We start from the raw sequence: 24,958 nt of genomic DNA on the forward strand, positions 1-24,958 counted from the left end.
TGCCCACCCACCAAGCATCCGCAGATAAGGAGGTAAGAGGCATGCCGAGGTGTTCCGTATGTGGCCGCGAGCTTCCAGGGCCATTCTTGTCGGAGGGAGGAGGTCCGGTCTGCATTGACTGCTGGGAGCAAGAACTGGTGACGGGTGCTCAGATGGCTGAGCACTTGAAGGATTGCAAGAAATGCAGGGCTGCATTCTCGCCCGCCTTTCACCATTTGCGAACCTGCTCGCCGCAGTGCAGGAAGATATTCCTGTTTGCCTTGCGGCAACTGGCAGAGGACCCGCCCAAGAGGGCAGACTGAGCACCCGGGCGAATTGAGGGCGGGCCGTCCATTGCGCCCGGGCTGGACTCTCGTGGCGGAAGCCGTCGCGGGTCCGCCACCTTCTGTCGGAGGAAACCGACAAATCTATCGCGAAAGGCAACTGGGGGATGTTGTGAAACTGGTAGCCACCATCGGGGCGGGCAAATACGAAGTCGCTACATACATACTCCAGGAGAATTCGTACGAAACCAGATACTGCCCACTGGCCATAGCCGGACTGCTGCGGCCGTCCGTGGTCCTGCTGGTCATGACCGAGCAGGCGCAGGCCAAGCACGGGGAGGGTCTTGCCCAGGGGTTGGAGGAGCTCGGGGTTCCTTTCCGTGAGGTACTCATCCCGAACGGCGCCACATGGGAAGAGATGTGGGAGCCTTTCCGCATCCTGGTGGAGCAGGTGGAGCCGGGCGACGAGGTGGCGTTCGACATCACCCACGGATTCCGCCACTTACCGTTGTTGAGTTTCCAGTGTTACGAAGTACGACTGCGACACCTGCGACGAGGTCCTGGCACTGAGGCGGACATACCAGTTCTGCTGAACCTAGCTGACGTTTTGCGCGACTCAGGCGGAGTCGACCTGGCTATTACCCGCTACCGTGAGGCCGAAGTACTCGCCAAAGCGACTAGTGCTTCCAACGCGGTGATCGCTGCGCTCGAGGGGAGGGGGTGGGTGCTGGTTCAGGCAGAAGGTACGAAGAAGCAAGGGTTTGCTTCGAGGAGGCTATCAGTCGCTACGAGTTGCTGGGTTCATCCGATGAGCCGCTTAGCCCGGAGTGTTTACCCAGCCGCCGCCTGCTGCTTGCTTTGGCCGTTACCCGCATAGCTGACGGCCGGGGTGAGTCCGGGCTCGATCCCCTGGATCGTGCGCTGGTTCCGGATCCCGCTAAGAATGGGGCACCGGGGGGGCGGGGACTGGATGACACTGATATCGCCGAGGCGAAAGATTGGTTGTGCCGGGTCCTAGAGCACAACCTCGGAGATGAGGATGCGGTCCGCGAAGCCCTGAATCGTTTGTGTATGGCGTGGGGGGATTGCAATGTGGGCGATTAGAGTGCCTCTGGAAACTGTCACGCCGCTGTTCCTGGGCGGCAGCGAGCCATGGGGATCCCCAGAATTGCGCGCAACTTCGTTTCGGGGTGCCATGCGGTTTTGGTTTCGGGCCCTGGCGGGAGCACACTTGGAGAGCATCAAGGACGTTCGCAGTGAGGAGGCCAGGGTGTTCGGAGACGCAGGGAAGGTAGGTGGCTCGCCTGTAGTGGTGCGCTTGACGGGGAATCCGCGCGCTGGCCGGTTCGAGGGAGCGCAGGGGCCCGGCGCCCGGTACCTGTTTTTTTCCTTGGCGCAGCGCGAAAGAGACCATACCGGCCGAACCATGCTCATGTGGCGTGACTGTTTTCCTCCAGGTACGCGGCTCGAAGTCAGCCTGCAGCTCCGATCCCCCGTTAGCGGCCGCGACCACGAGATCCTCGCCCGGCGAACAGCAGCGGCATTTTGGTTGCTCGTACGCCTGGGCGGGCTGGGTGCGCGCTCCCGCCGGGGGGCGGGTGGTCTACGGGCAACGGCAGATCCGACCGGGTGGCCAACTGAGTTGCCCGGGCTGGTGGTGCACGCCAGAGACCCCTCTGCCCTCAAAGACGAACTGGAAGTCGGGTTGCGCATGCTGGGAGAGGCCGTAGCGATTCCTGCTGCAGAGAGGGGCCCGATCCGCCCCACGTTCAACGTTTTGCGCCGGGGGGTGTGCGACATCGCAGTGCTGGACCGCACGTGGCAGACCTGGGAACAGGCTTTAGAGGCGGTAGGTACGGCTTTACAGAGCTTCAGGAACCGCCGCGAGCCCGACTATAACAATGTCAAGGGCGTGGTGGGGGGCCGCAGCCCGCGCCTGCAAACAGTGGAGCGCGCCGCCTTCGGACTGCCCATAGTGTTCTATTTCCGCTCGCTCGGAGGTGCGTCCGGCACCTTACAGGGCGACAAATCCGACCGGCGCGCGTCGCCCCTCTGGATCAGGGTGGTGAGGCTCACGGCCGGGGGATATGCGGTGGTCCTGACCGTCTTTCGTGCGCCGCTGCTCCAGGACCGTGAGCCTCTGAAGCTGAAAACCCGGGGGAGGCCGGCTCTGGCGCCTGCGCCCGGGCTGGCGCTGATTGACGACTTCCTGCGCGCTCTGTCTACGCCTGGGGGGCTGCACTACGTGGCGCCCCTGCTGGAGGTGGGCTACCCGTGACCGACCAACGGTTTTGGGAACAGAAGATAGTTGCCTTCCTGCACGACCCGCCCGACAAGCTTCTACTGGGTCTGGGGGACCACGAGTCGCGCACCCAAGCGTTGCTGACGCAACTGCTAGGGCGTCCCCCGGAATCAGCGGAACTCGAGTTGGCCCGCAAGGCGGACAGCGTGGCGGCGGCGATGGACCGCGCGGCCTTTCCCGCCCAGGTGGTGGTTACTCCGAGCGACGATCCAGACGGATCGCGCGCCACCAGCGGTGCCACGCTGTATTGGGCTGATCCCGAAATCCGCCACCCCATGTCTGGCTGCGAATTCAAGGATAGACCCCCGTACGCGATGAACGAACGCCTGAAGGTTTCCGATGCGTATAAGCTCGTCGTTGATGACATCGCCACGCGGTTTGCCGGCGACCCGCGACGCATGTATCTCGCCCTGTGGCGACGGTTACCCGAGGCAGTGGACCCATTTTGGCGCCTGATTCCAGGCGACACCCGCATGGTAGACCACAGCCTGTGGGACCACCTGGATGCTACGACAGCAGTGGTCGGTGCCCTGAATCGACCCGCCCTGCTGGTGCTTTCGTTGGGTCCTGCGCAGCGGTACATCTACCAGGCCCGGCGTACGCAGGACCTCTGGATGGGTAGCTACATCCTGTCGTACCTGGCCTGGGAAGCAGCGCGGGCCATCGCGGAAAGCATCGGTCCAGACGCCGTACTGTACCCAGCGCTGCGCGGCCAGCCCCTCGTGGACCGGTGGCTTGCTTCAGACGCGGTCGCCGTTTTGAAGCAAGAGGAAATCCCCGATTCGGGCCGGCTGGCGGTGGCTGCATTGCCCAACAAGCTGGTTGCCCTCGTGCCGGCAGACAGAGCCCGGGCGCTCGCAGAGGATGCGGTTGTTCCTGCGGTCTCGGCTGCGTGGGAGCGGATGGCTAATGCTGTGCTGGATTACCTGGAAACCTGGGCGTTGGTCGACGACACGTTTCGGGAAATGTGGGCGGTTCAGACAGGCGCGGGGGCTGGCGGAGAGTGGAAGAGTCATTGGGAGTTGTACTGGAGCTACCACGTGTGGCCAGCGACGCGACCACCCGGCGAGGCGGATGCGTGGCGCGAGGCAGATGATGTGCTGGCCGAATACAAGAGACTGGCGTTTCCGTCTTTTCCGGACGGCAGCCCAACTGTGCCCCCGGACTGGTACTTTGATCGGGTTTATCAGGTGTACCGGAATACCAAAGGCGGCAGGCTGGTCAACATGGGTACCGCGTACAGCCTGCTTCACACCCTTGCCGACCGAGCCCATGGGTCCCGCAAAGCGCTACGGGACTTCGTCCAGGTGGCAGAGCGGGGTGAGAAATGTACGTTGTGCGGGGAACGCGCCGCACTTCATGGCGTGGATGGCAGCAGAACGGGTGTCCGAAGGTTTTGGGGCGATCTGGCGGACGAACTGAAGCGCAGGCAACGCCACGCGGAGCTGAGGCCGGACGGACGAGAACGTCTGTGCGCTGTCTGCACAATCAAACGCTTTGTGCAGAGGGCGTTCTTCAAGAAAGAACTGGGGTTGGAGGGTGCGTTTCCTTCCACGAGCACTATTGCTGCCGCAACCTTCCGCGAACGCTTGATAGAGACCCTCAAGGATCTCCCCCCGGGTCACCCGCTGAGGGAAAGGGTTCGGGTGTTCAGGGACGAGTTGGCAAGTGCGCAGAGTGGGGATGGGGATGCGATTCCCCAGACGGTGGTCTTGGAGTCCGTCCCCCGGCTGGCGGTCCTGCTTCAAGACATCCGGGATGATGAGGCAAGAGAAGCCATGAGGGACCTCGTGCACTACGATGGAGATTTGTTCTACCCGGAAGCCTACACGGTAGAGCGCTTCCGGAACAGTTACGGGCTGGATTTCGCTCCCGAGAAGGTTGAACACCTCCGCAAGTGCTTGGGCGGACTGCTGGAGCACGCCAAGCGACCGTCGGCGTACTTCGCTGTGCTGGCCATGGACGGAGACGAAATCGGTGCCTGGTTATCAGGGGAACGGCTACCTGCTTTCCGTGACGTTCTACACTCGCGCGCGGTCGAACTGTTCGAGAAGCAGTGGGCACGTGGTAACTTGCAGGACTGGCAGGGCCTCCTCGATGGAGTCACCAGGCGCCTGCTTGGTCCGGCAAGCCATGCGGCCATCAGCCATGCCGTTGCCAACTTCGCCCTCCATTCTGTTCGCCCCGTTGTGGAGGACCTGTACCCCGGTCGCGTGGTATATGCGGGAGGTGATGACCTCCTTGCCCTGTTGCCGGCCGATAGTGCCCTTTCGGCGGCCCGCGACCTGCGCGCCTTGTACAGCGGCCAGGCGACTGTGGAAGTTGGGGAAGGCGACCGCTGGATTAGGGTCACTCCGGAACTGGTCGGTGACCGCCACGGCTTCTTGCAGGTGGGTAAAGAATGGCTGGTAACAATGGGTCCGAGAGCCGCCATCAGCGCAGGCATTGCCATCGCGCACCACCAGGCTCCACTCGACGGAGTGGTGAGGGAAGCACGGGAAGCACTCAAGTCAGCCAAAGACGCATACGGGCGGAATGCGGTCTGCGTCCACGCGCTGAAACGCTCGGGGGACGCACTGAGGGTTGGTAGTCAGTGGAGTTACTCCGGTCTTACTGATGTAATCGGCCTGTTTCTTGACATCTGCGAACGGTTGCGTGAAGGGAAACTGTCCTCCCGGTTGGTCTACGACGTGTCCGCTGAGTCCAGGGCGCTCGTCGCTGTTCCAGATGCATATGAAGCCGAACTGACGCGCCTCATCAAACGGCACGGGGGCGAAGCGGTCAAGGATAAGGCAGAGGAACAAGCGAAGTTGCTGGCGTCCCAACTTGCCAGGTGGTCCGCGGCGCTGGAGGCGCACCGGCAGCAGTGGGAGAAGTACGCGCGGTTGGCCTCCGCATCGCAGCCGGACCCCGTAGATGAGGACTACGCCCCCCAGCCAGGTTGCGTGGAAGTGGGGAAGTGGCTGCAACTTGCGCGGTTTCTGGAGAGGGGTGGGGCGGAATGAGCTGGTTGTTCATCGAGCCTGCGGACGTGTGGCTGTTCCGTGACGGCAAGGCCTTCGACGCCGGAAGTGACCATCACGCCCGCAGCGTTTTCCCTCCGAACCCCAGCACCGTTCAGGGGGCACTGCGATCCATGCTCCTCATGGCATCCGGCGCCCCTCTGCCGGACTTTGCTTTGGGCCCCACAATGGCGAAGCACCGTGTTTCCCGTGCGATCAGTGGCGTCATCGGTTGGCCCGGAGAGCCTCCGAGGTTCCGTCTGCGTGGGCCGTTCCTAGCGAGGCGGCGGCGGGACCCACAGGGGAAAGAGAGCTACGTGCGTTACTTTCCGCTGCCGGCAGACGTGGTCAAGTTAAAGAAGAGAGACGATGGGAAGGGGGTGATCCACCAATGTCTGGCGCCGTTGAGGGAAAGTCCCTTCGGCGCTAACTGGCCCGGGCGCGGCTTGCTGCCCCTTTGGGCACGGACTTGTGGCGTGCTGGAAGAAGTAGCGGAATGCTGGGTCGACGAACGCACGCTGCTCTCGTATCTTCGGGGCGGCGGGTTGCCGAGCGATGGCGTTTGCGCGGAGAAGTCCCTGTTTGTGCGGGAGAACCGCTTCGGGGTTGGCCTGGACAGCCAGACCAGACGGCCCCGGGAGGGTCTTCTGTACCAGGTCGAGTTCATCCGCCCGCGCGACGGTATAGGCCTCCTGGTTGAAGTGGATGACTCTGGTTTGCCGGAGCAGATCAGTTGGCCGGATGCCGGGTTACTGTCTTTCGGGGGAGAGAGCCGGGCGGCGCGCGTTACTGTTGTTCAGGGCTACGAGTTGGCGGAGCAGCACGGGCCCGTGCCGGGCGATACGGGGGAACGCCTGAGGGTGTACCTGGCGACGCCCGCGCGCTTTGATGACGCGTGGACTGCGGCTGACTGGAGTAAGTGGTTCTCCGGGCCGGATCTGCGGTTGGTCGCGGCTGCCGTGAAGCGAATCCACCCCATCGGCGGTGTACGGGTCGATGCCGAGAGCCAGAAGGGCGCTTTCCAGAAGACCATGTATCGGTACGTCCCGGCAGGCAGCGTGTTTTTCCTGGAGGCAGATGGACCCATACGGTACAGCGGCATGGCGGTAACGGATAGCGAGGAAGACGCCGTGATTGGATTCGGCCAGGTGTTCTTGGGTGCATGGGACTACGCCTGAAGGGAGGAACAGGGCACATGTTTGAAGCTTCGTGCCTGATGTACATGTACGTGGAGACCCCACTACACGCGGGCACCGGGCGGGGCTTGGCGGCGGTTGACCTGCCTGTTCAACGCGAACGGGTAACAGGTTATCCCCTGGTGCAGGCAAGCGGAATCAAGGGAAAAGTGCGGGCGGCAACGCACCTGCTTATCAAGCAGAGGGACCGACAGAACGGGGACGTGATCTGGAAAACGGTCTTTGGGCCAGAGACGTCGGGGGCGCCCGACCACGCGGGGGCGCTGTCTCCTGGAGACGCCAGGTTGCTTCTGTTCCCGGTTCGATCACTTGCGGGCGTATTCGCCTGGATCACCAGCCGTGACGTGCTGGCACGGTTCTTCCGCGATGCCGCCGCGGCGCGCCACCGTTTGGAGGTGGACGAAGACGGAAAGACGGTGCCGTTGCAGCTTCCCGTCCAGACTGGTGCCGATACCGCTTTGGTTTCGCCGGGCAGCACAGTAGTAGCCGGAGGCATGGTGGTGCTGGAGGAGTTCTCCTTCACGCCCAGGGAAGACCGGGCGGTGCTGAACATCGCACGCTGGCTGGCGGCAAATGTCCTGCCCACTGGCGCCGAGTACGAATACTGGCGTAGCAAGCTATTATCCGGTCTGGTTGTGCTGCCGGAGAGCGCCTTCCGCGATTTCGCCCTCTATGCTACCGAGGTGGCGACCCGCGTGCGCTTAGACCGTGAGACAAAAACCGTTGAGGAGGGAGGGTTGTGGACCGAGGAAAGCTTGCCGACCGATACGATCTTGTACGTACCGTTGCACGCAACCCGCGCTCGCAGCTATCAGAAGGGCGGGGGGCGAGTACCGGGGATCCCTGACAGTTGGTACGAAGGGCACGGGGCGGCTGACATTCTGGAGTACGTGAAGGATTTGGGCCTCACCCGCGTCCAACTCGGCGGCGATGAAACGGTTGGGCGGGGTATGGTCCATTTGCGTTTCGGGGAGGTGCACCATGCCTAGCCATCAGCAGACTCTGGAACAGAGGCGGGCTGCTGAAGCCTGGCGGTGCGTCACCGTTGCACTGGATCAGGCCAAGCAGAAAGCCAACGAGGCGCTCCAGAAGGCCCAGAAACCGGAAGAGCGTAGCCGTCTCGAGCAAGAGATTCGCAGGCTGAACACCGATTCCGGGAAGCTCTGGGCATCGTACGGCAGTCTGGCACGCAAAGTCCCGGCCCTTGTTACATCCGCCGGTTTGGGCCAAGCAATGGCGTTCCTCCGCGCTAAGGGGCAGAGCAAGGCGTGGGACCCGCATGAACTGCTTTACAGCCACGTCTCAGACTGGGTGGTCGGCCAGTTGAAGGAGACTGGCGAACTGCTCGACGTGATCCAGCACAGAAGTAGCGAAGTGTACCGCCAGGCGACCTCGGAAGCTCTTGCCTTTCTACTCTGGGTGAAGCGTTTCGCCGAGGCCAGGTTGCCCGAGGCTACGGAGGGACCATGATGGTTGGGAACCGGCATGAAAAGGATGCGAGGCCACTCTATCCCTTGCCTAAGGATACAGCGGCAACGGCTGTCCTCCGCGGCGAACTCGCGGTGTGTTTGAACCTGGGCCTGCGCTTCGACAGGTTTACCCCCTTCGGACCGGATTGGTCTCTGGAGGGACCCGCCAAGAAGAGAGCGCTGGATAACCTGGTGCAGGTTGGCAACAGCGCTGGGAAAGACCCTGGGTATCGTGATCTTGTGAGGCAGCACTACCGGCGGTGGCGAGAGATGGTGAGGGCAGGTGGCGCGCTCAACGATTGTGTTTTCGAGGCAGGGCCCGAATGGCGCATGGCGGTGGGATTGGGCCGGGGTGGCGTTCTGGAGACGGGGTTCGCGTTCCACCATGTGTACGGTTTCCCGTACCTTCCAGGTAGTGCCCTCAAGGGCCTTACTCGATCATACGTGCTGTGGGTGGTAGCCGGTAACCTGGGTGTACCTTACACTGTGCCTGGGGAGCCAAGGCCGGGGAGGACGCCCCTCCAATACCTCGAGGCCATCCTCACGGAGCCGGACGAAAGCGAGCGTCGCGCTGCGCTGGAAAGACTCCAAGACAGCCCCGGATTGCCAGAGGATGCTGTTGTGCGAACGGCGGAGGCTGTGCGCTTACTCGCAGAACACAAATTCGATGGCTCGCCGTCCTTGAGCGTCAGCCAGTGCATCCGTGTCTACCGTGATGTCTTCGGTGCGTCGGGACATAAGGGCCGGCGCGGATCTGTAGTTTTCTTCGACGCAGTGCCTGTCGAGCCTCCCGTGCTCAAGGTTGACGTGATGAACCCCCACTACGGGGAGTACTATCGAGGCGCGGAAGCCCCGGCTGACTATCTGAGCCCCGTCCCGGTTTACTTCCTCGCAGTAGAGGCCGGGAGCCGATTTGCGTTTGCAGTAGGCGGCGCCGACGAGGAACTCGCGCGCAAGGCAAAGAGCTGGCTCGTTTCCGCTCTCCGTGACTTCGGCGCCGGGGCCAAGACATCCGCGGGCTACGGCTACTTCAGCTTCCCCTCGCCAGGAGTGCGGAAGTGACGCATGGCCCCCCGACCTAGATAGGCCGGCCAAGCACGAGGTCCCGACACCCGATCTCTCTATGACCGCAGGGTTTCTCAGGAGCCTGGGCACCCCCTTCCGCTTGCTGGGAGAGCTTCCTTGATGGGGTACCGGATGTGTCAACGGCACGGGGCCGCGGGACATAGGTCCTCGGGAAGAAGGAGGGGCTGGGCGTGTCCGCTACAGTGTTGATTTGCACCGTCGGGACCAGTCTCCTGACTTACGTCCCGCAGTTGTTGGGGCGTGAAGCGGCTGACCTGGGCCGTCCGGCGGTGCAGGATGAAATCGTCGAGTCGTTGCTCTCCAGGGACCCCGCGGACAGGGTGTGCGGAGCCGAGATCAACTCCGTGCTGCTCATCGAGCGGCACATGGTTGCCACTGGGCGCTCCGTCTACTTTCTGCACTCGGAGACGGACGAGGGTCGATGGGCGGCACAGATTCTCCAGAAGTACTACGAATTGAAGCAGTGGTACGCGGAGACTCGAGAGGTGAGGGGACTCCGGGACGACAAACCCGGGCAATTCCGCTCCGAGGGTTTGCGGCGCCTGGCCCGAGAGATGGCGGCCATAGTCAGGGAGCGCGGCGCCCCCACCACCATCATCAACGCCACCGGAGGCTACAAGGCGCAGGTGGCGATCACCGTGTTGATCGGCCAGGCGATGGGCACCACGGTCTACTACAAGCACGAACGCTTCAACGACGTCATCGACTTTCCCCCGATGCCGGTTTCCTTCGACCTCAAGCTGTGGTTGCGCCACTCTGCCCTGTTCTTTGCCCTTGATCGGGGGGATCTCATAGCGTACGACGACTGCAGGGCCGAATGGGAGGAAGCCCTTGAGCCGCTTATCAAAAGGGTGTCCATAAACGGTAAATACTACCTCGAACTGACACCCGTGGGCCAGGTATTCCACGAGCGGTTGAAGACGGACCTTCCACAGACGGACACCTTAAAACCGCCGGACGCTCCCGGTCCCATGCCGGGAGTTCGCCTGAGGGATCACGACTGGCGAGGCCTGCGCGAGCGCCTGGAGAAGTGGCTGAACCGATTGCAGGCCGAGAAGCGCTACATCACCGGGATATCAGATCAGCGATTCGCCGATGGCGGGCGCCTGGGCTGCAAGGTTGTGCCGGAGGCAGCCGGCCGAGGTGCCATCCGGCTATGCGTACCTTTCGGGGATATCTGGGCGGTATTCCGGGTGAACACCACCGCCGCCACAGAGGGGCAACTTCAATGGATCACTGCCGATATCAACCAGTGGCTGCAGGACAACCCTTTCTGATCCTCTCCGGGGCACGCATGGATAGGGGGCAGTTCCGCCGTCGCGTCCGCACCAGGGTGTCGGCGATCGTGCAATCCCTGGAGGCACTTGGCCGGCGGGTGGAGAAGAGGGTATTGGAGCGCTGCTTCTCTCGCTGAGCGGTCGACTGACCGTGGGTTGAGTTGACCGCCGGGTGGCGTGGATGAGCGGCCGAATGCGGTGGCGGGTGTCGGGGTCGCCAAAGGAGGGGGCGTATGGCGCAGTCTGGGTTTCACGGGATCATCGGGGTGTACGGCAGCCGGGCGATGGCCGCGAGGAGTGTTGCCCCCGCGAAGGAGAAGGGGGACCTCAAGTTCGGGTTCGTGCTGGGGAACATCCTGCCGGACGTGGACCTGGTGCCGCTGGTGCTCTTGTACCTGTATGACAGCAAGCTGGCCATGAGCATGCATCGCACATTCACCCACAGCCTGCTGATGGCGGCGGCGGTGTACCTTTTGTTTGCGGCGCGCAGGCGGCCGGGCTTGGCCCTGGGCCTGGCCGCCGGCATGGTGTTGCACGACCTGGTGGACATGGCGGTGTGGTTCAGCGGCGTCGACTTCCTCTGGCCCCTGGGGCTGTTCGGCCTTCCCAGCGCGGTGAACCTGTGGGCCAGCTGGCAGCCGCCCGCGGTGGTGGGGAGTCTGCTGGGCGCGGCTGACTACCTGGCGTACGGGATCTACTTCGCGGTACTGCGCCGGGCAGCCCTCCGGCGGGAAGCGCGCCTTGAGTTCCTGCCCCGCCTCGGCCTGTACACCAACCTGCAGTGGGCCTTGACGGTAGTTTTCGTGGCGCTGGCGCTGGTGCTCAGCCCCTCTCTGTTCAACGTGGTCCATTACGCCCTGTTCACCCTGGTGATGATGCCGCTGGCCATCTTCGTCACCGTGAGGATGCGCCCGGTCATCGAGGAATTCTGAACCTCCGGCAGGCATGGTGCCGGGGACGCCGCCTCGCCGGGCGAGCCGAGCTTCGCATGATCGCGGAGCCTGTCGGCGTTCAGTTCGTCACCCCCTGGACGCCTGGGGACGGCGGCCGGTCGCGAGGTAGGCGACCAGGGCGAGGCCGGCGGGGATGGTCGCCGCCAGGTACATGCCAGAGTAGCCGATGGCCTGGGAGATGGTGCCCCACAGGATGGCACCCAGGCCGATGCCCAGGTCGAAGCCGATGTAGTAGGTGCTGTTGGCGGCGCCCCGGCGGTAGGGAGGCAGGCCGCGCACGGCCAGGGCCTGCATGGCCGGACCCACGGCACCGAAGCCGATGCCGGCGAGTACCGCCGCCGCCAGGAAGGTGGGCAGGCTGCTCGCCCGGGACAGCAGGGCCATGGTGGCGGCGATTACCACGAGACCCGGTACCACTGCCGCGCCGTAGCCCCGGCGGTCGGTGAGCACCCCCGCCAGGGGGCGGCTCAGGGCCAGGGTAGCGGCGTACACGGTGAAGAAGGGACCGATGTTGGCGATACCGCGCTCCATGGCGTAGAGGGCCAGGAAGGTGACGATGGAGCCGTAAGTGGTGTTGCCGAGGAGCATGACCAGGCCAGGCCGTACTGCCTGGGGTTCGAAGAAGGCGGGCCTCGCCGTCCTCGCGCTCGCCGCTACCCCAGGGGATCTTGGCGCGGTTGAGACGTAGCGGATGGGGGCGGCGAGGAGGAGCGCCGCCAACGCCAGCGATCCCGATGTTACGAACAGCAGGGTGAAGCCCCATTGGTGGATGATGAACAGGCCCAGCGCGGGGGCCACCGCCATGGCCAGGGTTCCGGCCAGCCCGAAGAAGCCCATGCCCTCGCCCAGCCGCTCCCTGGGGATGACGTCGGCGGCGATGGTTCCGGCTGCCGTGGTGGAGCAGCCCCATCCCAGCCCATGGAGCACGCGGATGCCCAGGAGAACGGCGATGGAGGGAGCCCACGCGTACGACAGGGCCGAAACCACGAAAACGGCCAGTCCGAACAGGAATACAGCCTTGCGGCCGATTGTATCCAGCGCCCATCCCACCAGGGGACGGACCCCCACCGCCGACAGAGTGAAGACGCCGGTGACCACGCCCATGATGGTCTCCTGTCCTCCCAGGAACCCGATGTAGACGGGCATGGTGGGCATAAGCATCTGAAAGCCGGTGAACACCGCCAGGTTGGCCAGGCTCGCCAGGATGAAGTCGCGCGTCCACAGGGCTGGTCTGGCCTCTTGGCTGCTCAATGCTCGCGCCTCCTCCTGCTAAGGGTGCCCTGGACGCACGCTTTGCCTCGCCGCAGGACCCCGCCTGCGGCCGCCCGCGCATGGGCATGCCCGCAGGGGCCGTCCGCTCCAGGGTCGGCGCTAGCTCCGGGCGCACCGACTGCGTCGGCGTGGCCTCCGACCGTATCGACTCCGCCAGCGAGGGGTCCGACGGTGCCGCCTCCGCCCGCGCGGACGTGACCCCTGGTCTCCGATCCGGGGAAGGAGCGGTCAGGGTAGTGCACCACCCCTGCATCGTGGGCGATCCTTCGTCCGTCGAATTACACTAGAAGTTTCGCCCTGCCACGCCCCGATCCTTCCCGCTCGGCCGGCCCGTCCGACGCCTGCCCGTCGTCCCAGAGCCCGCCCGTCCCCGGGGGACCGGGCCGTCGTCCCTGCCCCTCGGAAAATCAGGTGGGGAGATCAGCGCGGCAACCCCGGGTCGGGGCGCGGCTCCACCTTCTCCTGCTTGACGAGCACCAGGTCGCCGGTCTTGACCACGATACCGGTGTCGACGTCGTACCAGAAACGTTGCTCCGAGTCCCGCTCCTCTTTCCCCGAAGCGGGGTCGACCACCTTGATCGCCACCCGGGCGGCACGGAACTTGCCGGCCGGGACGCTGACCTCCTCGATGGCCTCGATTTCGTGCCGGAAGATGCCGCCCTCTTCTTCGGTTTCCCACTTCATCCCGACTGCCGGGTCGAGCGGGTATCGGCGCAGGGGCTCCGGCCAGGCTGCGCGGCCGTTGGGGTCGCGTGCGCCTATCTCCACCAGCCAGCCGTCCTGCTCGGCCACGTAGGAGACGTACTCCCCGTCCTCCGCGACCACGGGAATGACCTCTTTATCGTCCAGGGTGCTGGCGGCGCATTGCTCACTCCACGTCTCCTGACCGGTCTTCCCGTCCCCGTATGTGAGCTTCAGCCCGGGTTCCAGCACTGCCCACGCACGTTTCTCTTCCCCGGGCGTGGTTTCCGAAGGGGCGGGCCCGGGCTGCGAAGGCGGGACGGGCTCCCGTGCCTGGCGGCGGAAGCACCCCGGTCCCAGGGCCAGGGATGCCACCGTCACCACTGCCAGCAGCAGCGTTGCCCACCGGACGGCCCCAATTCTCATGGCGAACCTCCCCGCCCGCTCCGCGACTGGATTCCCATGCCATGCTAAGGTGCCAGCGCCAGCTTGTCAACCTCTTCACAGTCGGTTCACAGTGGGTTCACAGTCGGTTCACAGTCGGTTTTCACGTCTTCACAGTCCGCCGGCACATCTTCACGAGCCGCACGGGGAGAAAGCTCTTCCTGGCAGAGGGCCTGGGACGCCTTCATCCGGAGAAAGATCCCGCGATCGGGGAGCTTGCGCCTGCGGAAAAGATCCTGCCGGCAACACCCTTTCCCCCCGGAAGAAATCCGGCCGACGACACCCTCTGCCGGCCGGAGAAAATCGGCCGACGACACCCTCTGCCGGCCGGAGAAAATCTGGCCCAGGATACTCTGCCGGGGCCCGGTAGACTCCATGATACCTCATCCCGTGGCGTTAACCGCGTGGGGCTCACCCGGTGGGGCCCATCCCGTGGAGGTGATCCCGTGGGGCGCCAGGATCGGGGCGTCACCAGCCGCCGCGTGCTCGGGCCGAGCGGGGCCGCGCGAAGAGGGACGCTGCGGCGGGCATGAACCTGGTCCTCCAGCCGGGGCCGGTGGCGCGGCCCAGGGCGCCTCCCCCCGGGCCGGAAGCGGCGGCCCCGAGAGTAGCGGCGGCCCCGAGAGTGGCGGCGGCCGAACTCAGGTCGCCTGCGCCGACGGGAGCGGCGCCTGTCGCGGGGGGTGCTGCGGCTGCCGAAGAGACGGCCACCAGGGCGGTGAAGGTTTCCACCCACACCTCGGGGGCGGGAGCGGGGATATGGCGGCGCCCGGCGTAGAGGAGCCCTCCCATGGCTACGAGGCCCACCCCGCCGGCGATGGCCCCCGGTTCGGTCAGGGAAAGCAGGATCAGGCACGCGGCCGCGGCTAGGGCCGCCACCAGCCGGCCGGCAGGGGAGCGGCTCAACCGCCAGGCGGCCAGGGCGGTGGCGAGATAGGCGAAGGCAGAGCAGACCACGGCCGTACTGACGATGGAGAGCAGGCCCGCGGCCATGCTGGCCAGGGCGGCGGGGACGGTCAGGGCCACCAGGGCGGTGACGGGTGTCCCCAGGCGAGCATGGACCCGTCCCAGGACTGGGGGTAGCAGCCCGGCACCGGCCATGGCCGCCACCAGGTGGGTGACGGCGAAGGCGACGGCCGTGGCCGTGCCCAGGATGGACACCAGCACGCCGATGCCCAGGAGCAGCTCGGCTGCTGCCGGTGCCCCCGGCCAGAAGGGGAGAAGGCCGGTGGCGGCGTCACGGGCGCACGAGACGAGCGGGGCGGGACTTACCACCAGTTCGGCGGGGGGTACGACGAGCACGGCGGTCAGGTTCACCAGGAGATAGATGGCCGAGGAGGCGGCCATCCCCAGGATCAGGCCCAGGGGGATGGCGCGACGGGGATCTCTTACCCGGCCCGCTGGGATGCTACCCACCTCGAACCCGGCATACGCCCAAAACACCGGGACCAGCATGCCGCAGCCCGCCTGCACGGGGGGAAGCCGCAGCGGCAGGAGGTGGCCGGCGGCGCCGGCCGGGTGGAGGACGGCCCAGGTGAGGCCTCCCGCCAGTACCAACACCAGAGGCACCAGCCGGGCCAGGGTGAGGAGGTCGTTGATCACTGTGGCCAGGCGGGGGCCGTGGCACACGGCCAGCGTCACCGCCAGCAGGAAGACGACCCTGGTGGCGGGCGCGCACCAGGGCGGCCAGGCGGCTTCTCCGACGAGAGCCTGCAGGTACCGCGAAAACGCCACAGGGAGGGCCACCAGGGCGGCCCACTGGGCCACCAGGACCGCCCATCCCGCCATGAAGCCGGCCAGGGGCCCGAAGGCCCGGCGGGCGTAGAGGTAGGGCCCTCCCGTATCCGGAACCACCAGGGCACAGACGGCGAAGGCCATGATCACCGCCATGGCCATCACCGCCCCGGCCGCCCAGACAAACAGGCCGGACGAGCCCAGGTAAGCCCCCAGGGCCGAGGCCACGTACACGTCGGCCCCTATGGTCCCCCCCATCACCAGGAGGACCACCTGGCCCAGGCCCAGGAAGCGATCAGCCGGGTGGGCGCAGTCCGCCTCCCGGCTGTTGCCGGCTCGTGCGTGCAGGGACAGCGATACCCCCCGTCCAGCATATGAGGGGGGTCAGAAGTCGGTGCGATCTGGCGCTTCCAGGGGGTGCAGGTGGCAGGTGTCGTTCATCCTTACCACCTCCACCCTGTCACCCCGCCACTCCAGCACGTTCAGGCAGGCCGTATCCTGGCGGATACGCCAGAATGCCTGCGGCCCCGCACCCAGGGCCCGGGCCAGGAGGACTTTGCACACCACCCGGTGGGTGACGACCAGGATGGTCTCCCCGGAGTGGGACTCCGCCAGGCGTAGCAGGGCGGGCCAGGCTCGCTCCTCCACCCGGGTGAGGGATTCCCCGCCCGGGAAGGTGACGGAAGCGGGGTCCGTGGCCCACCTCCGGAAAAGTTCGGGATAGCGCTCCTCGACCTCCCCCCGGGAAAGCCCCTCCCATTCCCCGAAGCTGAGGTCGGTGAATGCCGCCACCACCCGCGGATCATCGCCATCCCAGCAGGCAGAAGCGATGCGGGCGGTCTCCAGAGCCCGCACGAGGGGACTGGAGAGGATGGCCGCGATCCCCGCACCGGCCAGGTGCTTCCCGAGGGCGCGGGCCTGCTGCCGCCCCAGATCGTCCAGCGGGACGTCCGTCCGCCCCCGGAAGATCTCCTCCCGGTTCCACGCCGTACGCCCGTGCCTCCCCAGATACACTCTCGTGACACCGCTCACTGTTGGACCTCGACTCCCGGCCGCACCCATGGTGCGAGGCGGCCTGTCAGCCGTATTATACCAGGTCGGCGAGGATACGGTGCGCATGATGCCCCGTGGGGGCAACGTGAAGGTGCTCTCCACACGCAAAGAGCGGCAGGCGTTGCTGCCGCTCCTTCGCTCGCGTGCTGGCCTGGCGGACCCGGCAGGTCAGGCGCGGGGGGCGTTAGCCTGCAGCCACTGGGCCACCGAGCTGACGTCCTCGGGGCGGGCCGACGGGTGCTTGTACCAGCCCTTGTCCTCCATGAACTTGTAAAGCTCGTAGGCCATGCCCAGGTGCTCGGAGGCCTGGGAGAGGAGGTCGTTGCGCAGGTTGGCGTTGGATGCCTCCGCCGCGGCCATGGTGGCCCGGGTGGCGAAGTACTTGCAGTCCTTGAGACAGTCGCTGGCGATGTCCCGGTCGGAGAAGATGCGCTCGGCAGCGCGGCCACCGAACTCGCGGGTCACGGCGCCGCCGATGGTTCCGACCTCGACGTCGGTGCCGCCCAGGCGGCCCTGCACGCCGAGGTGCCCTTCCAGCTTACGCACGTTGTTGCGGAAGCGGTTGGAGTGGCTGTCGATCATGCTGCGCAGGCGCGAGTCCTGGCACTGATCCGACAGGATGGTCAGCTTGCGGGCCGTGTCCTGCTGCTCCCTGATCATCTCGCTCAGTTCCGTCAGTTCCCTCTGGGTTGGCATTTGCCCACCTTCCTTTCCCGTGGTGATACCGTGTGTTAATCTTTCCCGGAGGGATCGGTTTATGCGCCGGCTCCTTGGTGCTGTGGTCGCGGGCGGCCACCCCGCTGCCCCGGCACGGCGCAGGGCTGCCGCGGCAGGAATTGAGCGGGCGCTGGGCGTAGACTTGTCACGCGGCGGGATCGACATCTCTGGCCAGGCGTCTGAACCCATCGACTCCGACCTCTTGCGTTCCGCCGACGTGATCGTTACTCTGTGTGGTGACGCCCGCGACCGCTGTCCGGTTACGCCTCCCCACATCCGCCGGCTGCACTGGCCGCTTCCCGACCCGGCTCGGGCGGAGGGGACGGAGGAAGAGATCATGGCCATGTTCCGGCGGGTGCGGGATGAAATACGCGAACTGGTCGGTCAACTTCTGGAGGAGGTGGAGTCGTGAATTTTGGTTTCGCGGGGGAGAGGTACACGCCCGCCCTGCAGTGGCTGGCGGACGGGTTGGGAGAACAGCTGCGCCGGCACGGTTACGTCCCGGTCGATCCCGCCAGCGAGGATGTGCGACTGGTGCTGAACTTCACCCGGGCGGATAGGCCCGAGCCCCACCGGCGCCGGTCCCAGGCTACCTTCGTGGTTTCGGTGATACAGGTACCCGAGCGGCCGGACGACATCCTGCGCGCTGCCTACCCCCTGCTGGTGCAGTCCCTTTCGAACCTCCTGATCTACCTGGTGGGGGATGAAGAGGCCGTGCGGGAGACATACTTCGTCACCCTGGAGCGCGGGTACTACCCCCTGACCGTGGCCCCGGGCGATGACGCTTACTTTGCCCGCATATACGATCGCCTGGCGCCGCTCGCCTCGTCCCGGTTGGTAATCCGGAACGAGTTCGTCCCCGATCTGGCCCCGGAGTTGTGGAAGGGAGACGAAATCACCGGGCAACTGCGGTGGGCGAGCAGGGAACTGGAAGAGCTGGATCTCCTGCCCGCGCCCTTCCCCATCCAGGAGATCCTCTCCGAGAGGGATTTCCGGCACGTGCAGCACCTTTACGGTATCGGCGGCCTGAGCTACGGGAACCTGAGCGCCCGTCACGGGCCGCGCAGCTACTGGATGTCTGCCAGCGGGGTGAACAAAGCGCGCCTGGAGACCATCGGGCGCGACATCCTGCTGGTCACCGGGTACGACCCGGAGAAGAACGCCATGATCTTGAGCGTCCCTCCGCACGTGCAGCCGCGGCGCGTGTCGGTGGACGCCATCGAGCACTGGATGATCTATACTACCCACCCCGAGGTGAAGGCCATCGTCCACGTGCACGCCTGGATGGAGGGGGTCCCCTCCACTGAGGTCAACTACCCCTGCGGCACCTACGAGCTGGCCAGCGCCGTGGCCGGGCTGGTGAACAGGAGTCCCGACCCCGCCTGTGCGGTGATCGGGCTCAAGAACCACGGCCTCACCATCACGGGGCGCAGCCTCCCCGAGATATTCGAGCGCATTGAAGGCAGGATCCTCCGCCAGGTCCCCATGTCCTGACCCCGCCCGCGGCGCCCTTCAGGAAGGACGCGCCTGGCGGCACCAGGCGGATCTGCACCGGCCAGTTCCCCAGCGCTGGCAGCGCCCTTTTCATCATGCGTCCCCCCGGTAGTTATCAGGATCGCCCGGGCGAGCATCGCCAGCGTCATGCCGACCGGGATCATGGGGGCCAGGTTCCTCCGGCGGGGGCGGCGTTCCCTCCCGCTCGCGGCGCGACGGCAGGCCCCGCGCGATTTCGGCCACGCACTGTTCGGCATAGGCACACCACGCGGCGCAGCCGGGGTCGAAGCGGGGGTTAAAAACGCGGTTCCCGCACTGCCGGCAACGGACGGAGATGTCGTCCCTCCAGAACTCCAGCACGTGACCGCAGTGCGGGCAGGGCTTGTCGAACACGTCACCCGGTTTCCAGAAGCGGGTATCCTGTCCCGGACACCTCATGGACATAAGCGATCGCCCCCGTACAAATGCTAACCAACTAAGTTATAAATAAGTGGCCGCCTCATGTCAAGACTCGGCGAGGGCCCAGGCCCGGCTCCCCGGGCGCGGCCCGTTGCGGGGAGGTCAGGGGGAGGCTATTATGTGACCGGGAAGGTTGGGAAAAAGGGGGGCGGCTGTTGCTGGTCACCAGGAAGGCCGAATACGCGGTTGCGGCACTGGCAGATCTGGCGTTGCACGGTAACGGGGGACAGAGGGTGTCCTCCCGGGATATTGCCCGTCGGCAGGGTATACCCGAGAACCTGATCGTGCAGTTGCTGGGTCCCATGCGCCGGGCCGGGTGGGTGGAGGCCGCGCGGGGTCGCCGGGGCGGGGTAACCCTGGTGCGGGACCCCGCCAGCATTACCGTGCGCGACGTCCTGGAGATGTTCGAGGGGCCGCTGGGCGTCACCCGGTGCCTGGTGAGCGACGGCGTCTGCCAGAATCAGCCTCACTGTCCCCTGCGCGGGGTGTGGGCACGTGCCCAGGCCCGCCTGCTGGAGGTGCTGGAGGGGACGACCATAGCCGACCTCGCCCGGGCACGTCGTTCCCTCGACCACAAGTCTCCGGGGTGACCACTCTGTGGGGGAACAGGAGGCTGCAGCGGCTGGCTGCGGGAACCGGCAGCGGAACCGGCGGCGGGGACCCTTGACGCTGCGGTACGTAATGTGGTATCAATTGCGAAGAAGGGGAGTAGCCCCCCGTGGAGCGGGGCGCCGGGACCGTCAGCACGGAGCGCATCCCGGTCGTGGCGACAAAGGCGAGACCTTCCGGGCCTGGTGGGGTCCGGGAGGTTTCTTGTTGTGCGCCGTTTGACACGGCCCTGCCGGGGGACACCACTATCGGGGGAGGTGCATGGTTTGAAGAGATTCTTACCGGTCATCCTGGCAGTGCTGGCGGCTCTTCCGTGGCTGGTGTGTCGGTTACTGGGCCTTCATTTCATCCCACCGGTGACGGCGGCAATTTCCGGGATGGCCATCCTGGGTGCGGCTTTCCTGCTTTCGTGGGCCGCCGAGGTCGCGCAGCTGGAGATCTCGGCCGCCCTGGCAGTGGCCATCCTGGCCCTGATCGCGGTACTCCCCGAGTATGCGGTAGACATGTACTTCGCCTGGATGGCGGGCAAGGATCCCACCTACACCCAGTATGCGGCCGCCAACATGACGGGGGCGAACCGGCTGCTCATCGGGTTGGGCTGGAGCACCGTCCTCCTGCTTTACTGGTGGAAGACCAAGCGGCCCGTGCTCCACTTTGAGAGGAAGGACGCCGTGGAGCTGGGGGCGCTGGTGGTCGCCACGGTGTACTGCTTCCTGCTGCCCATCAAGGGTACTCTCTCCCTGCTGGATACCGTCATCCTCATCGCGGTCTTCGTCATGTATATCCGGGCCACTTCCAAGCAGGGGGTGGAGGAGCCCGAGTTGATCGGTCCGGCCGAGGCACTGTCCACCCTGGCCAGGAGGCCCCGGCGGACTGCCACCGTGGCCATGTTCCTGTATGCCGCCTTCGCCATCTTGATGTCCGCCGAACCCTTCGCCGAAGGCCTGGTCCACACCGGCACCATGTTGGGCATCGACGAGTTTTTCCTGGTGCAGTGGTTGGCGCCCCTGGCTTCCGAGGCCCCCGAGTTCATCGTGGCGGCCCTCTTTGCCCTGCAGGGCCGGGGCCAACTGGGCGTGCGGGCCATGATTTCCTCGAAGGTCAACCAGTGGACGCTGCTCATCGGGATGCTTCCCCTGTGCTATGCCATCTCCCACGGCAGCATAAGCGCCATGGTCCTCGATCATCGCCAGGTGCAGGAGGTCCTCCTCACCGTGGCCCAGAGTGCCTTCGCCATCGCGGTGCTGGCCAAGATGGACTACACCGTCACCTCGGCGGTGGCCCTCATGGTGCTGTTCCTCAGCCAGCTGTTCACGCCCCACCTGCACATGTTCTTCAGTGGGTTGTACCTGGCGCTGACGGTGGGCCTGCTCATCGTGCAGAGGCAGCGGCTGGCCGGAGTGGTCATGGCGGTGGGGAGTGTGCTGCGCCCCGTGCCGGTGGCCGTCGGGGATAAGGAAAAGGGAGCACTCCAGCCCGAGCAGGCCCGCCTCCCTTAGACTGCAATCTGGCCCCGGTGTCGCTGGTGAGGTTTCTCCCCCTGGAGGGCTGGGGCGACTGCACCTCTGTCGCTCAGCGCTGGGAAAGGTTGTATGAGAAGTGTGACGTGCGGTTCTTGACGATTTCGTGCGGAATGTGATATCAATTGTGCCGAAGGGGAGTAGCCCCCCGCGGAGCGGGGCGCCGGGGCCGTCAGCACGGAGTCTATCCCGGTCACGGCGGAAAGAGCGAGACCTTCCAGGCTTTTTTGGCCCGGGAGGCCTTTTTTCTTAACCCCGGCCTTTCTCCTCTGCGGTGGCACCATTATCGGGAGAGCCGCCCACGACGGCTTGCCGTTGCCACTGCCGATAAAGAGGTTCATCTCAGGGGAGGTGCGGGGTTTGAAGAGGTTTCTGCCGGTGGTCCTGTCAGCGCTGGCGGCTCTTCCGTGGCTGGTGTGTCGGTTACTGGGCCTTCATTTCATCCCACCGGTGACGGCGGCACTTTCCGGGATGGCCATCCTGGGTGCGGCTTTCCTGCTTTCGTGGGCCGCCGAGGTCGCGCAGCTGGAGATCTCGGCCGCCCTGGCAGTGGCCATCCTGGCCCTGATCGCTGTGCTCCCCGAATACTCGGTAGACATGTACTTCGCCTGGATGGCGGGCAAGGATCCCACCTACACCCAGTATGCGGCTGCCAACATGACGGGGGCGAACCGGCTGCTCATCGGGTTGGGCTGGAGCACCGTGCTCCTGCTTTACTGGTGGAAGACCAAGCGGCCCGTGCTCCACTTTGAGAGGAAGGACGCCGTGGAGCTGGGGGCCCTGGTGGTTGCCACGGTGTACTGCTTCCTGCTGCCCATCAAGGGTACCCTGTCCCTGCTGGACACCGTTGTGCTCATCGCCCTCTTCGTCATGTATATCCGGGCCACTTCCAGGCAGGGGGTGGAGGAGCCCGAGTTGATCGGCCCGGCCGAGGCACTGTCCACCCTGGCCAGGAGGCCCCGGCGGACTGCCACCGTGGCCATGTTCCTGTATGCCGCCTTCGCCATCCTGATGTCCGCAGAGTGCTTCGCCGAGGGTCTGGTTGACACCGGGGCCATGTTGGGCATCGACGAGTTTTTCCTGGTGCAGTGGCTGGCGCCCCTGGCTTCCGAGGCGCCCGAGTTCATCGTGGCGGCCCTCTTTGCCCTGCAGGGTCGCGGCCAACTGGGCGTGCGGGCCATGATTTCCTCAAAGGTCAACCAGTGGACGCTGCTCATCGGGATGCTTCCCCTGTGCTATGCCATCTCGCACGGGAGCATCCATGCCATGGTCCTCGATCATCGCCAGGTGCAGGAGATCCTCCTCACCGTGGCCCAGAGCGCCTTCGCCATCGCGGTGCTGGCAAAGATGGACTACACCGTCACCTCGGCGGTGGCCCTCATGGTGCTGTTCCTCAGCCAGTTATTCGTGCCCTCGCTGCACCTCTTCTTCAGCATCCTGTATCTGGTGCTGACGGTGGGCCTGCTCATCGTGCAGAGGCAGCGGCTGGCCGGAGTCGCCATGGCGGTGGGCAACATCCTGCGTCCCGTGCCCGCTCCCGCCGAAGAGAAAGGCGCCGCGCTTCAGCCCGGACAGGCCCGGCTGCCCTAGGCCAGACGGCGCGCTCTTATCCGGCGTGTGCGGCCAGACGGGCAGCGAACTCCGCGAACGACTCCACGGCTGGGGGTGCCGCCAGGGTGAAGGTTCTCCGGAGATCGCCGGGGGTGCCAGCGGGGTGGCTACTCGGGGAGGGCGCGGTGGGCAAGCCCCAGGGCGACGTCGTCCAGGTGCAGGAGACCCACCCCGGCGAACACGGCCACCGCCAGATGCTCCCCTCCTTTAGCCACGCCGATCTTGCCTCCCACGTTGAGTCCCATTGCCCGGCCGCCCAATTGCGCCATGGCTTCACGGGTGGCGCCCGCCACCGCCCCCAGGTGCAGGTGGGTGTCGCGGATGACGCCTTCCCGCTTGGCGGCCACCAGGGCCCTCTCCACCGCCCTGGCGATGGTGGCGTAGAACTCGCCTCCGAAGTCCACCGCCACCGCGCGCACTCCCTGCCCGGCAAGGCTGTGCTTCAACTCGCCCTCCTCCTCGCGGGAGGCGGAGAGGGCCATGCGGATGGCCGCCCGGGCCACGGTGAGGTTATCCGGTTTGGTTGACATTGACTGCACTGCACCCCCCATGGGGATCGCCGCGGAACGGCTACGGGTCCGCCGGGCCGGCGGGGACCTGGGTGCCGGCCGGCTGGGAACAGGCTGATACGGGAGCGGTGCGGGCCTGTACGGCAGACAGGCCGGCGCTGTACCACAGGGAAGTGAAGCCCAGCAGGGCGCCGCCCAGGAACGTGGCGCCCGGACCCCACGCCGCCCACAGGAGCCCCCCGGTCAAGGGGACGAGCACGCCGGCGATGTGGTTCACCGTCCCCCCGGCCGCCAGGGTGGAGGGCACGTCCTCGGGCGGGGCGATCCTGGCCAGGTGGCTGGAGATGGCTATTTCGAATCCGAACAGGGCGCTGTCCAGGATGTAAACAAGGTAGAGCAGGCGCGGGTAGGGGAGAAACCCGTAGGCCAGGAACAGGGGGACGAGGATGGCATAGTTCAGCATGAGGCTGCGCTGCTCACCCCACCGGTCGATGAGTCGCCCCAGGAGGGGACGGGTGAGGATGGCCACCACGTTGGAGATGGCCAGCAGTATCATCATGACCGTGACCGGGGTGTGGTAAAGCTTGACCAGGGCGAAGGCGGCGAAGGTCATGTACATGTGACGGCGGGAGCCGGCCAGGAAGGTGAGCACGTAGTAGGACATGTAGGCCCGCCGGAATACCAGGGGGCGGCGGAGGCGACCGCCGCCGTCGGCCCGGCGGGAAAGGAGCACCAGGGCCCCGGCGCAGGCTGCGGCGGCGCCCACGGCGAAGAAGGCGCTGTAGTTGTAAAAGCCCAGCCCCCGGGTGAGGAGCAGCACCACCCCCATGGCCAGGAGGGAGGCGCCTGCGGTGACCGAGTTCACCTGGCCCAGCCGGGTGGCCCTTTCCTGGGGGGAGGCTATGCGCAGCACCATGGCCGACTGCAGGGGGTAGAAGAGGTGGAATCCCACCGATACCACCAGGGTGGCCACGATGAGGTGCCAGAAGGTGCTGGTGAGGGCGTAGAGCGAGAGGCCGAGGGCGGCGATGAACAGGGTCAGGGCCGTGAACGTGGACTGGCGGAAGAATACGGCGGCTGCCCCCAGCACCACGGTGAGGAGCCCCGGTATCTCCCGGATGCTCTCCACCGCCCCCAACTGCTCGGGCCCGATCCCCAGCACCTCGGCCACGAAGTTGGGGTAGACGCCCCGCTGTATGCCCAGGGCGAACTCCAGGGCCAGGGTGGCGAGAGCCACGCTGCGGAACTCCCTGGCGATAGAGGATCCCTTCGGGAGCCGGGTTTGGGCGGTGGTCGATGATTGACCC

Annotated in this window: 22 protein-coding genes and 1 CRISPR repeat array (1 of these 23 only partly in view); of the genes, 14 read left to right on the forward strand and 8 right to left on the reverse strand. The window is 65.8% G+C overall.

Annotated elements, in window-relative coordinates; translation table 11 throughout:
- Window positions 1-44: a CRISPR direct-repeat array (repeat unit 37 nt) (it extends 12,233 nt beyond the left edge of the window).
- Between the two features lie 391 nt (window positions 45-435).
- The 9 genes from QME70_00900 (at window position 436) to QME70_00940 (ending at window position 11,527) form a co-directional block, all read left to right on the forward strand.
- Window positions 436-1,140 (forward strand): TM1812 family CRISPR-associated protein, encoded by a 705-nt coding sequence (locus tag QME70_00900; GenBank protein ID MDI6893165.1) that lies wholly within the window; start codon window positions 436-438, stop codon window positions 1,138-1,140.
- A gap of 765 nt (window positions 1,141-1,905) precedes the next feature.
- A complete protein-coding gene (locus QME70_00905) occupies window positions 1,906-2,541 on the forward strand; it encodes a hypothetical protein (protein MDI6893166.1) in 636 nt (211 codons plus the stop codon).
- A complete protein-coding gene (gene cas10, locus QME70_00910; protein MDI6893167.1) occupies window positions 2,538-5,570 on the forward strand; it encodes a type III-B CRISPR-associated protein Cas10/Cmr2 in 3,033 nt (1,010 codons plus the stop codon). The genes QME70_00905 and cas10 overlap by 4 nt, the downstream gene beginning before the upstream one ends.
- Window positions 5,567-6,745 carry a type III-B CRISPR module-associated protein Cmr3 gene (gene cmr3 / locus QME70_00915; protein MDI6893168.1) on the forward strand — a complete coding sequence of 393 codons (1,179 nt, stop codon included), beginning with the start codon at window positions 5,567-5,569 and terminating at the stop codon, window positions 6,743-6,745. The genes cas10 and cmr3 overlap by 4 nt, the downstream gene beginning before the upstream one ends.
- Window positions 6,746-6,762: 17 nt before the next feature.
- On the forward strand, window positions 6,763-7,752 hold the full coding sequence (cmr4, locus tag QME70_00920; GenBank protein MDI6893169.1) for a type III-B CRISPR module RAMP protein Cmr4: 990 nt from the start codon (window positions 6,763-6,765) through the stop codon (window positions 7,750-7,752).
- Complete coding sequence (gene cmr5 / locus QME70_00925; GenBank protein MDI6893170.1) at window positions 7,745-8,233, forward strand: type III-B CRISPR module-associated protein Cmr5; 489 nt, start codon at window positions 7,745-7,747, stop codon at window positions 8,231-8,233. The genes cmr4 and cmr5 overlap by 8 nt, the downstream gene beginning before the upstream one ends.
- A complete protein-coding gene (gene cmr6, locus QME70_00930) occupies window positions 8,233-9,294 on the forward strand; it encodes a type III-B CRISPR module RAMP protein Cmr6 (GenBank protein ID MDI6893171.1) in 1,062 nt (353 codons plus the stop codon). Before cmr5 ends, cmr6 begins: the two co-directional genes overlap by 1 nt.
- Before the next feature lie 194 nt (window positions 9,295-9,488).
- Entirely contained in the window at window positions 9,489-10,595 is a 1,107-nt protein-coding gene (locus QME70_00935; GenBank protein MDI6893172.1) for a putative CRISPR-associated protein, read from the forward strand.
- Between the two features lie 233 nt (window positions 10,596-10,828).
- Complete coding sequence (locus tag QME70_00940) at window positions 10,829-11,527, forward strand: metal-dependent hydrolase (protein ID MDI6893173.1); 699 nt, start codon at window positions 10,829-10,831, stop codon at window positions 11,525-11,527.
- Window positions 11,528-11,614: 87 nt separating this feature from the next.
- Here QME70_00940 and QME70_00945 read toward each other — a convergent pair whose 3' ends face one another.
- From QME70_00945 to QME70_00965, 5 genes are all read right to left on the reverse strand, one after another.
- The gene (locus QME70_00945) at window positions 11,615-12,799 is read right to left on the reverse strand and encodes an MFS transporter (GenBank protein ID MDI6893174.1); all 1,185 of its coding nucleotides are present in this window, start codon (window positions 12,797-12,799) and stop codon (window positions 11,615-11,617) included.
- A 441-nt stretch (window positions 12,800-13,240) separates the two neighbouring features.
- Window positions 13,241-13,927: a hypothetical protein gene (locus QME70_00950; protein ID MDI6893175.1), complete on the reverse strand. Its 687-nt coding sequence runs from the start codon at window positions 13,925-13,927 to the stop codon at window positions 13,241-13,243.
- Between the two features lie 486 nt (window positions 13,928-14,413).
- The gene (locus tag QME70_00955; GenBank protein MDI6893176.1) at window positions 14,414-15,952 is read right to left on the reverse strand and encodes an APC family permease; all 1,539 of its coding nucleotides are present in this window, start codon (window positions 15,950-15,952) and stop codon (window positions 14,414-14,416) included.
- A 111-nt stretch (window positions 15,953-16,063) separates the two neighbouring features.
- Window positions 16,064-16,711 carry a histidine phosphatase family protein gene (locus tag QME70_00960; GenBank protein ID MDI6893177.1) on the reverse strand — a complete coding sequence of 216 codons (648 nt, stop codon included), beginning with the start codon at window positions 16,709-16,711 and terminating at the stop codon, window positions 16,064-16,066.
- A 189-nt stretch (window positions 16,712-16,900) separates the two neighbouring features.
- The gene (locus tag QME70_00965) at window positions 16,901-17,428 is read right to left on the reverse strand and encodes a spore coat protein (protein ID MDI6893178.1); all 528 of its coding nucleotides are present in this window, start codon (window positions 17,426-17,428) and stop codon (window positions 16,901-16,903) included.
- Between the two features lie 61 nt (window positions 17,429-17,489).
- Between QME70_00965 and QME70_00970 the strand changes: the two genes are divergently transcribed.
- Both QME70_00970 and QME70_00975 read left to right on the forward strand, forming a co-directional pair.
- Complete coding sequence (locus QME70_00970; protein ID MDI6893179.1) at window positions 17,490-17,861, forward strand: arsenate reductase (thioredoxin); 372 nt, start codon at window positions 17,490-17,492, stop codon at window positions 17,859-17,861.
- On the forward strand, window positions 17,858-18,943 hold the full coding sequence (locus QME70_00975) for a class II aldolase/adducin family protein (protein MDI6893180.1): 1,086 nt from the start codon (window positions 17,858-17,860) through the stop codon (window positions 18,941-18,943). Before QME70_00970 ends, QME70_00975 begins: the two co-directional genes overlap by 4 nt.
- Before the next feature lie 93 nt (window positions 18,944-19,036).
- Here QME70_00975 and QME70_00980 read toward each other — a convergent pair whose 3' ends face one another.
- Window positions 19,037-19,387, reverse strand: a complete 351-nt coding sequence (locus tag QME70_00980; protein MDI6893181.1) for a hypothetical protein — start codon at window positions 19,385-19,387, stop codon at window positions 19,037-19,039.
- Between the two features lie 170 nt (window positions 19,388-19,557).
- On the opposite strand from QME70_00980, the gene QME70_00985 reads away from it, so the two are divergent.
- The 3 genes from QME70_00985 to QME70_00995 all read left to right on the forward strand — a co-directional run bounded on the left by QME70_00985 (window position 19,558) and on the right by QME70_00995 (window position 23,121).
- Window positions 19,558-19,992 carry an Rrf2 family transcriptional regulator gene (locus tag QME70_00985; GenBank protein MDI6893182.1) on the forward strand — a complete coding sequence of 145 codons (435 nt, stop codon included), beginning with the start codon at window positions 19,558-19,560 and terminating at the stop codon, window positions 19,990-19,992.
- Between the two features lie 285 nt (window positions 19,993-20,277).
- Complete coding sequence (locus tag QME70_00990) at window positions 20,278-21,510, forward strand: sodium:calcium antiporter (GenBank protein ID MDI6893183.1); 1,233 nt, start codon at window positions 20,278-20,280, stop codon at window positions 21,508-21,510.
- 372 nt (window positions 21,511-21,882) lie between these two features.
- On the forward strand, window positions 21,883-23,121 hold the full coding sequence (locus tag QME70_00995) for a sodium:calcium antiporter (protein MDI6893184.1): 1,239 nt from the start codon (window positions 21,883-21,885) through the stop codon (window positions 23,119-23,121).
- A gap of 128 nt (window positions 23,122-23,249) precedes the next feature.
- On the opposite strand, the gene QME70_01000 is transcribed toward QME70_00995, so the two are convergent.
- Entirely contained in the window at window positions 23,250-23,672 is a 423-nt protein-coding gene (locus QME70_01000; protein MDI6893185.1) for a HutP family protein, read from the reverse strand.
- Between the two features lie 40 nt (window positions 23,673-23,712).
- Complete coding sequence (locus QME70_01005; protein MDI6893186.1) at window positions 23,713-24,888, reverse strand: MFS transporter; 1,176 nt, start codon at window positions 24,886-24,888, stop codon at window positions 23,713-23,715.
- Window positions 24,889-24,958: the final 70 nt, after the last annotated feature.

This window comes from Bacillota bacterium, assembly GCA_030019365.1.
GTDB lineage: Bacteria > Bacillota > Sulfobacillia > JACIYH01 > JACIYH01 > JACIYH01.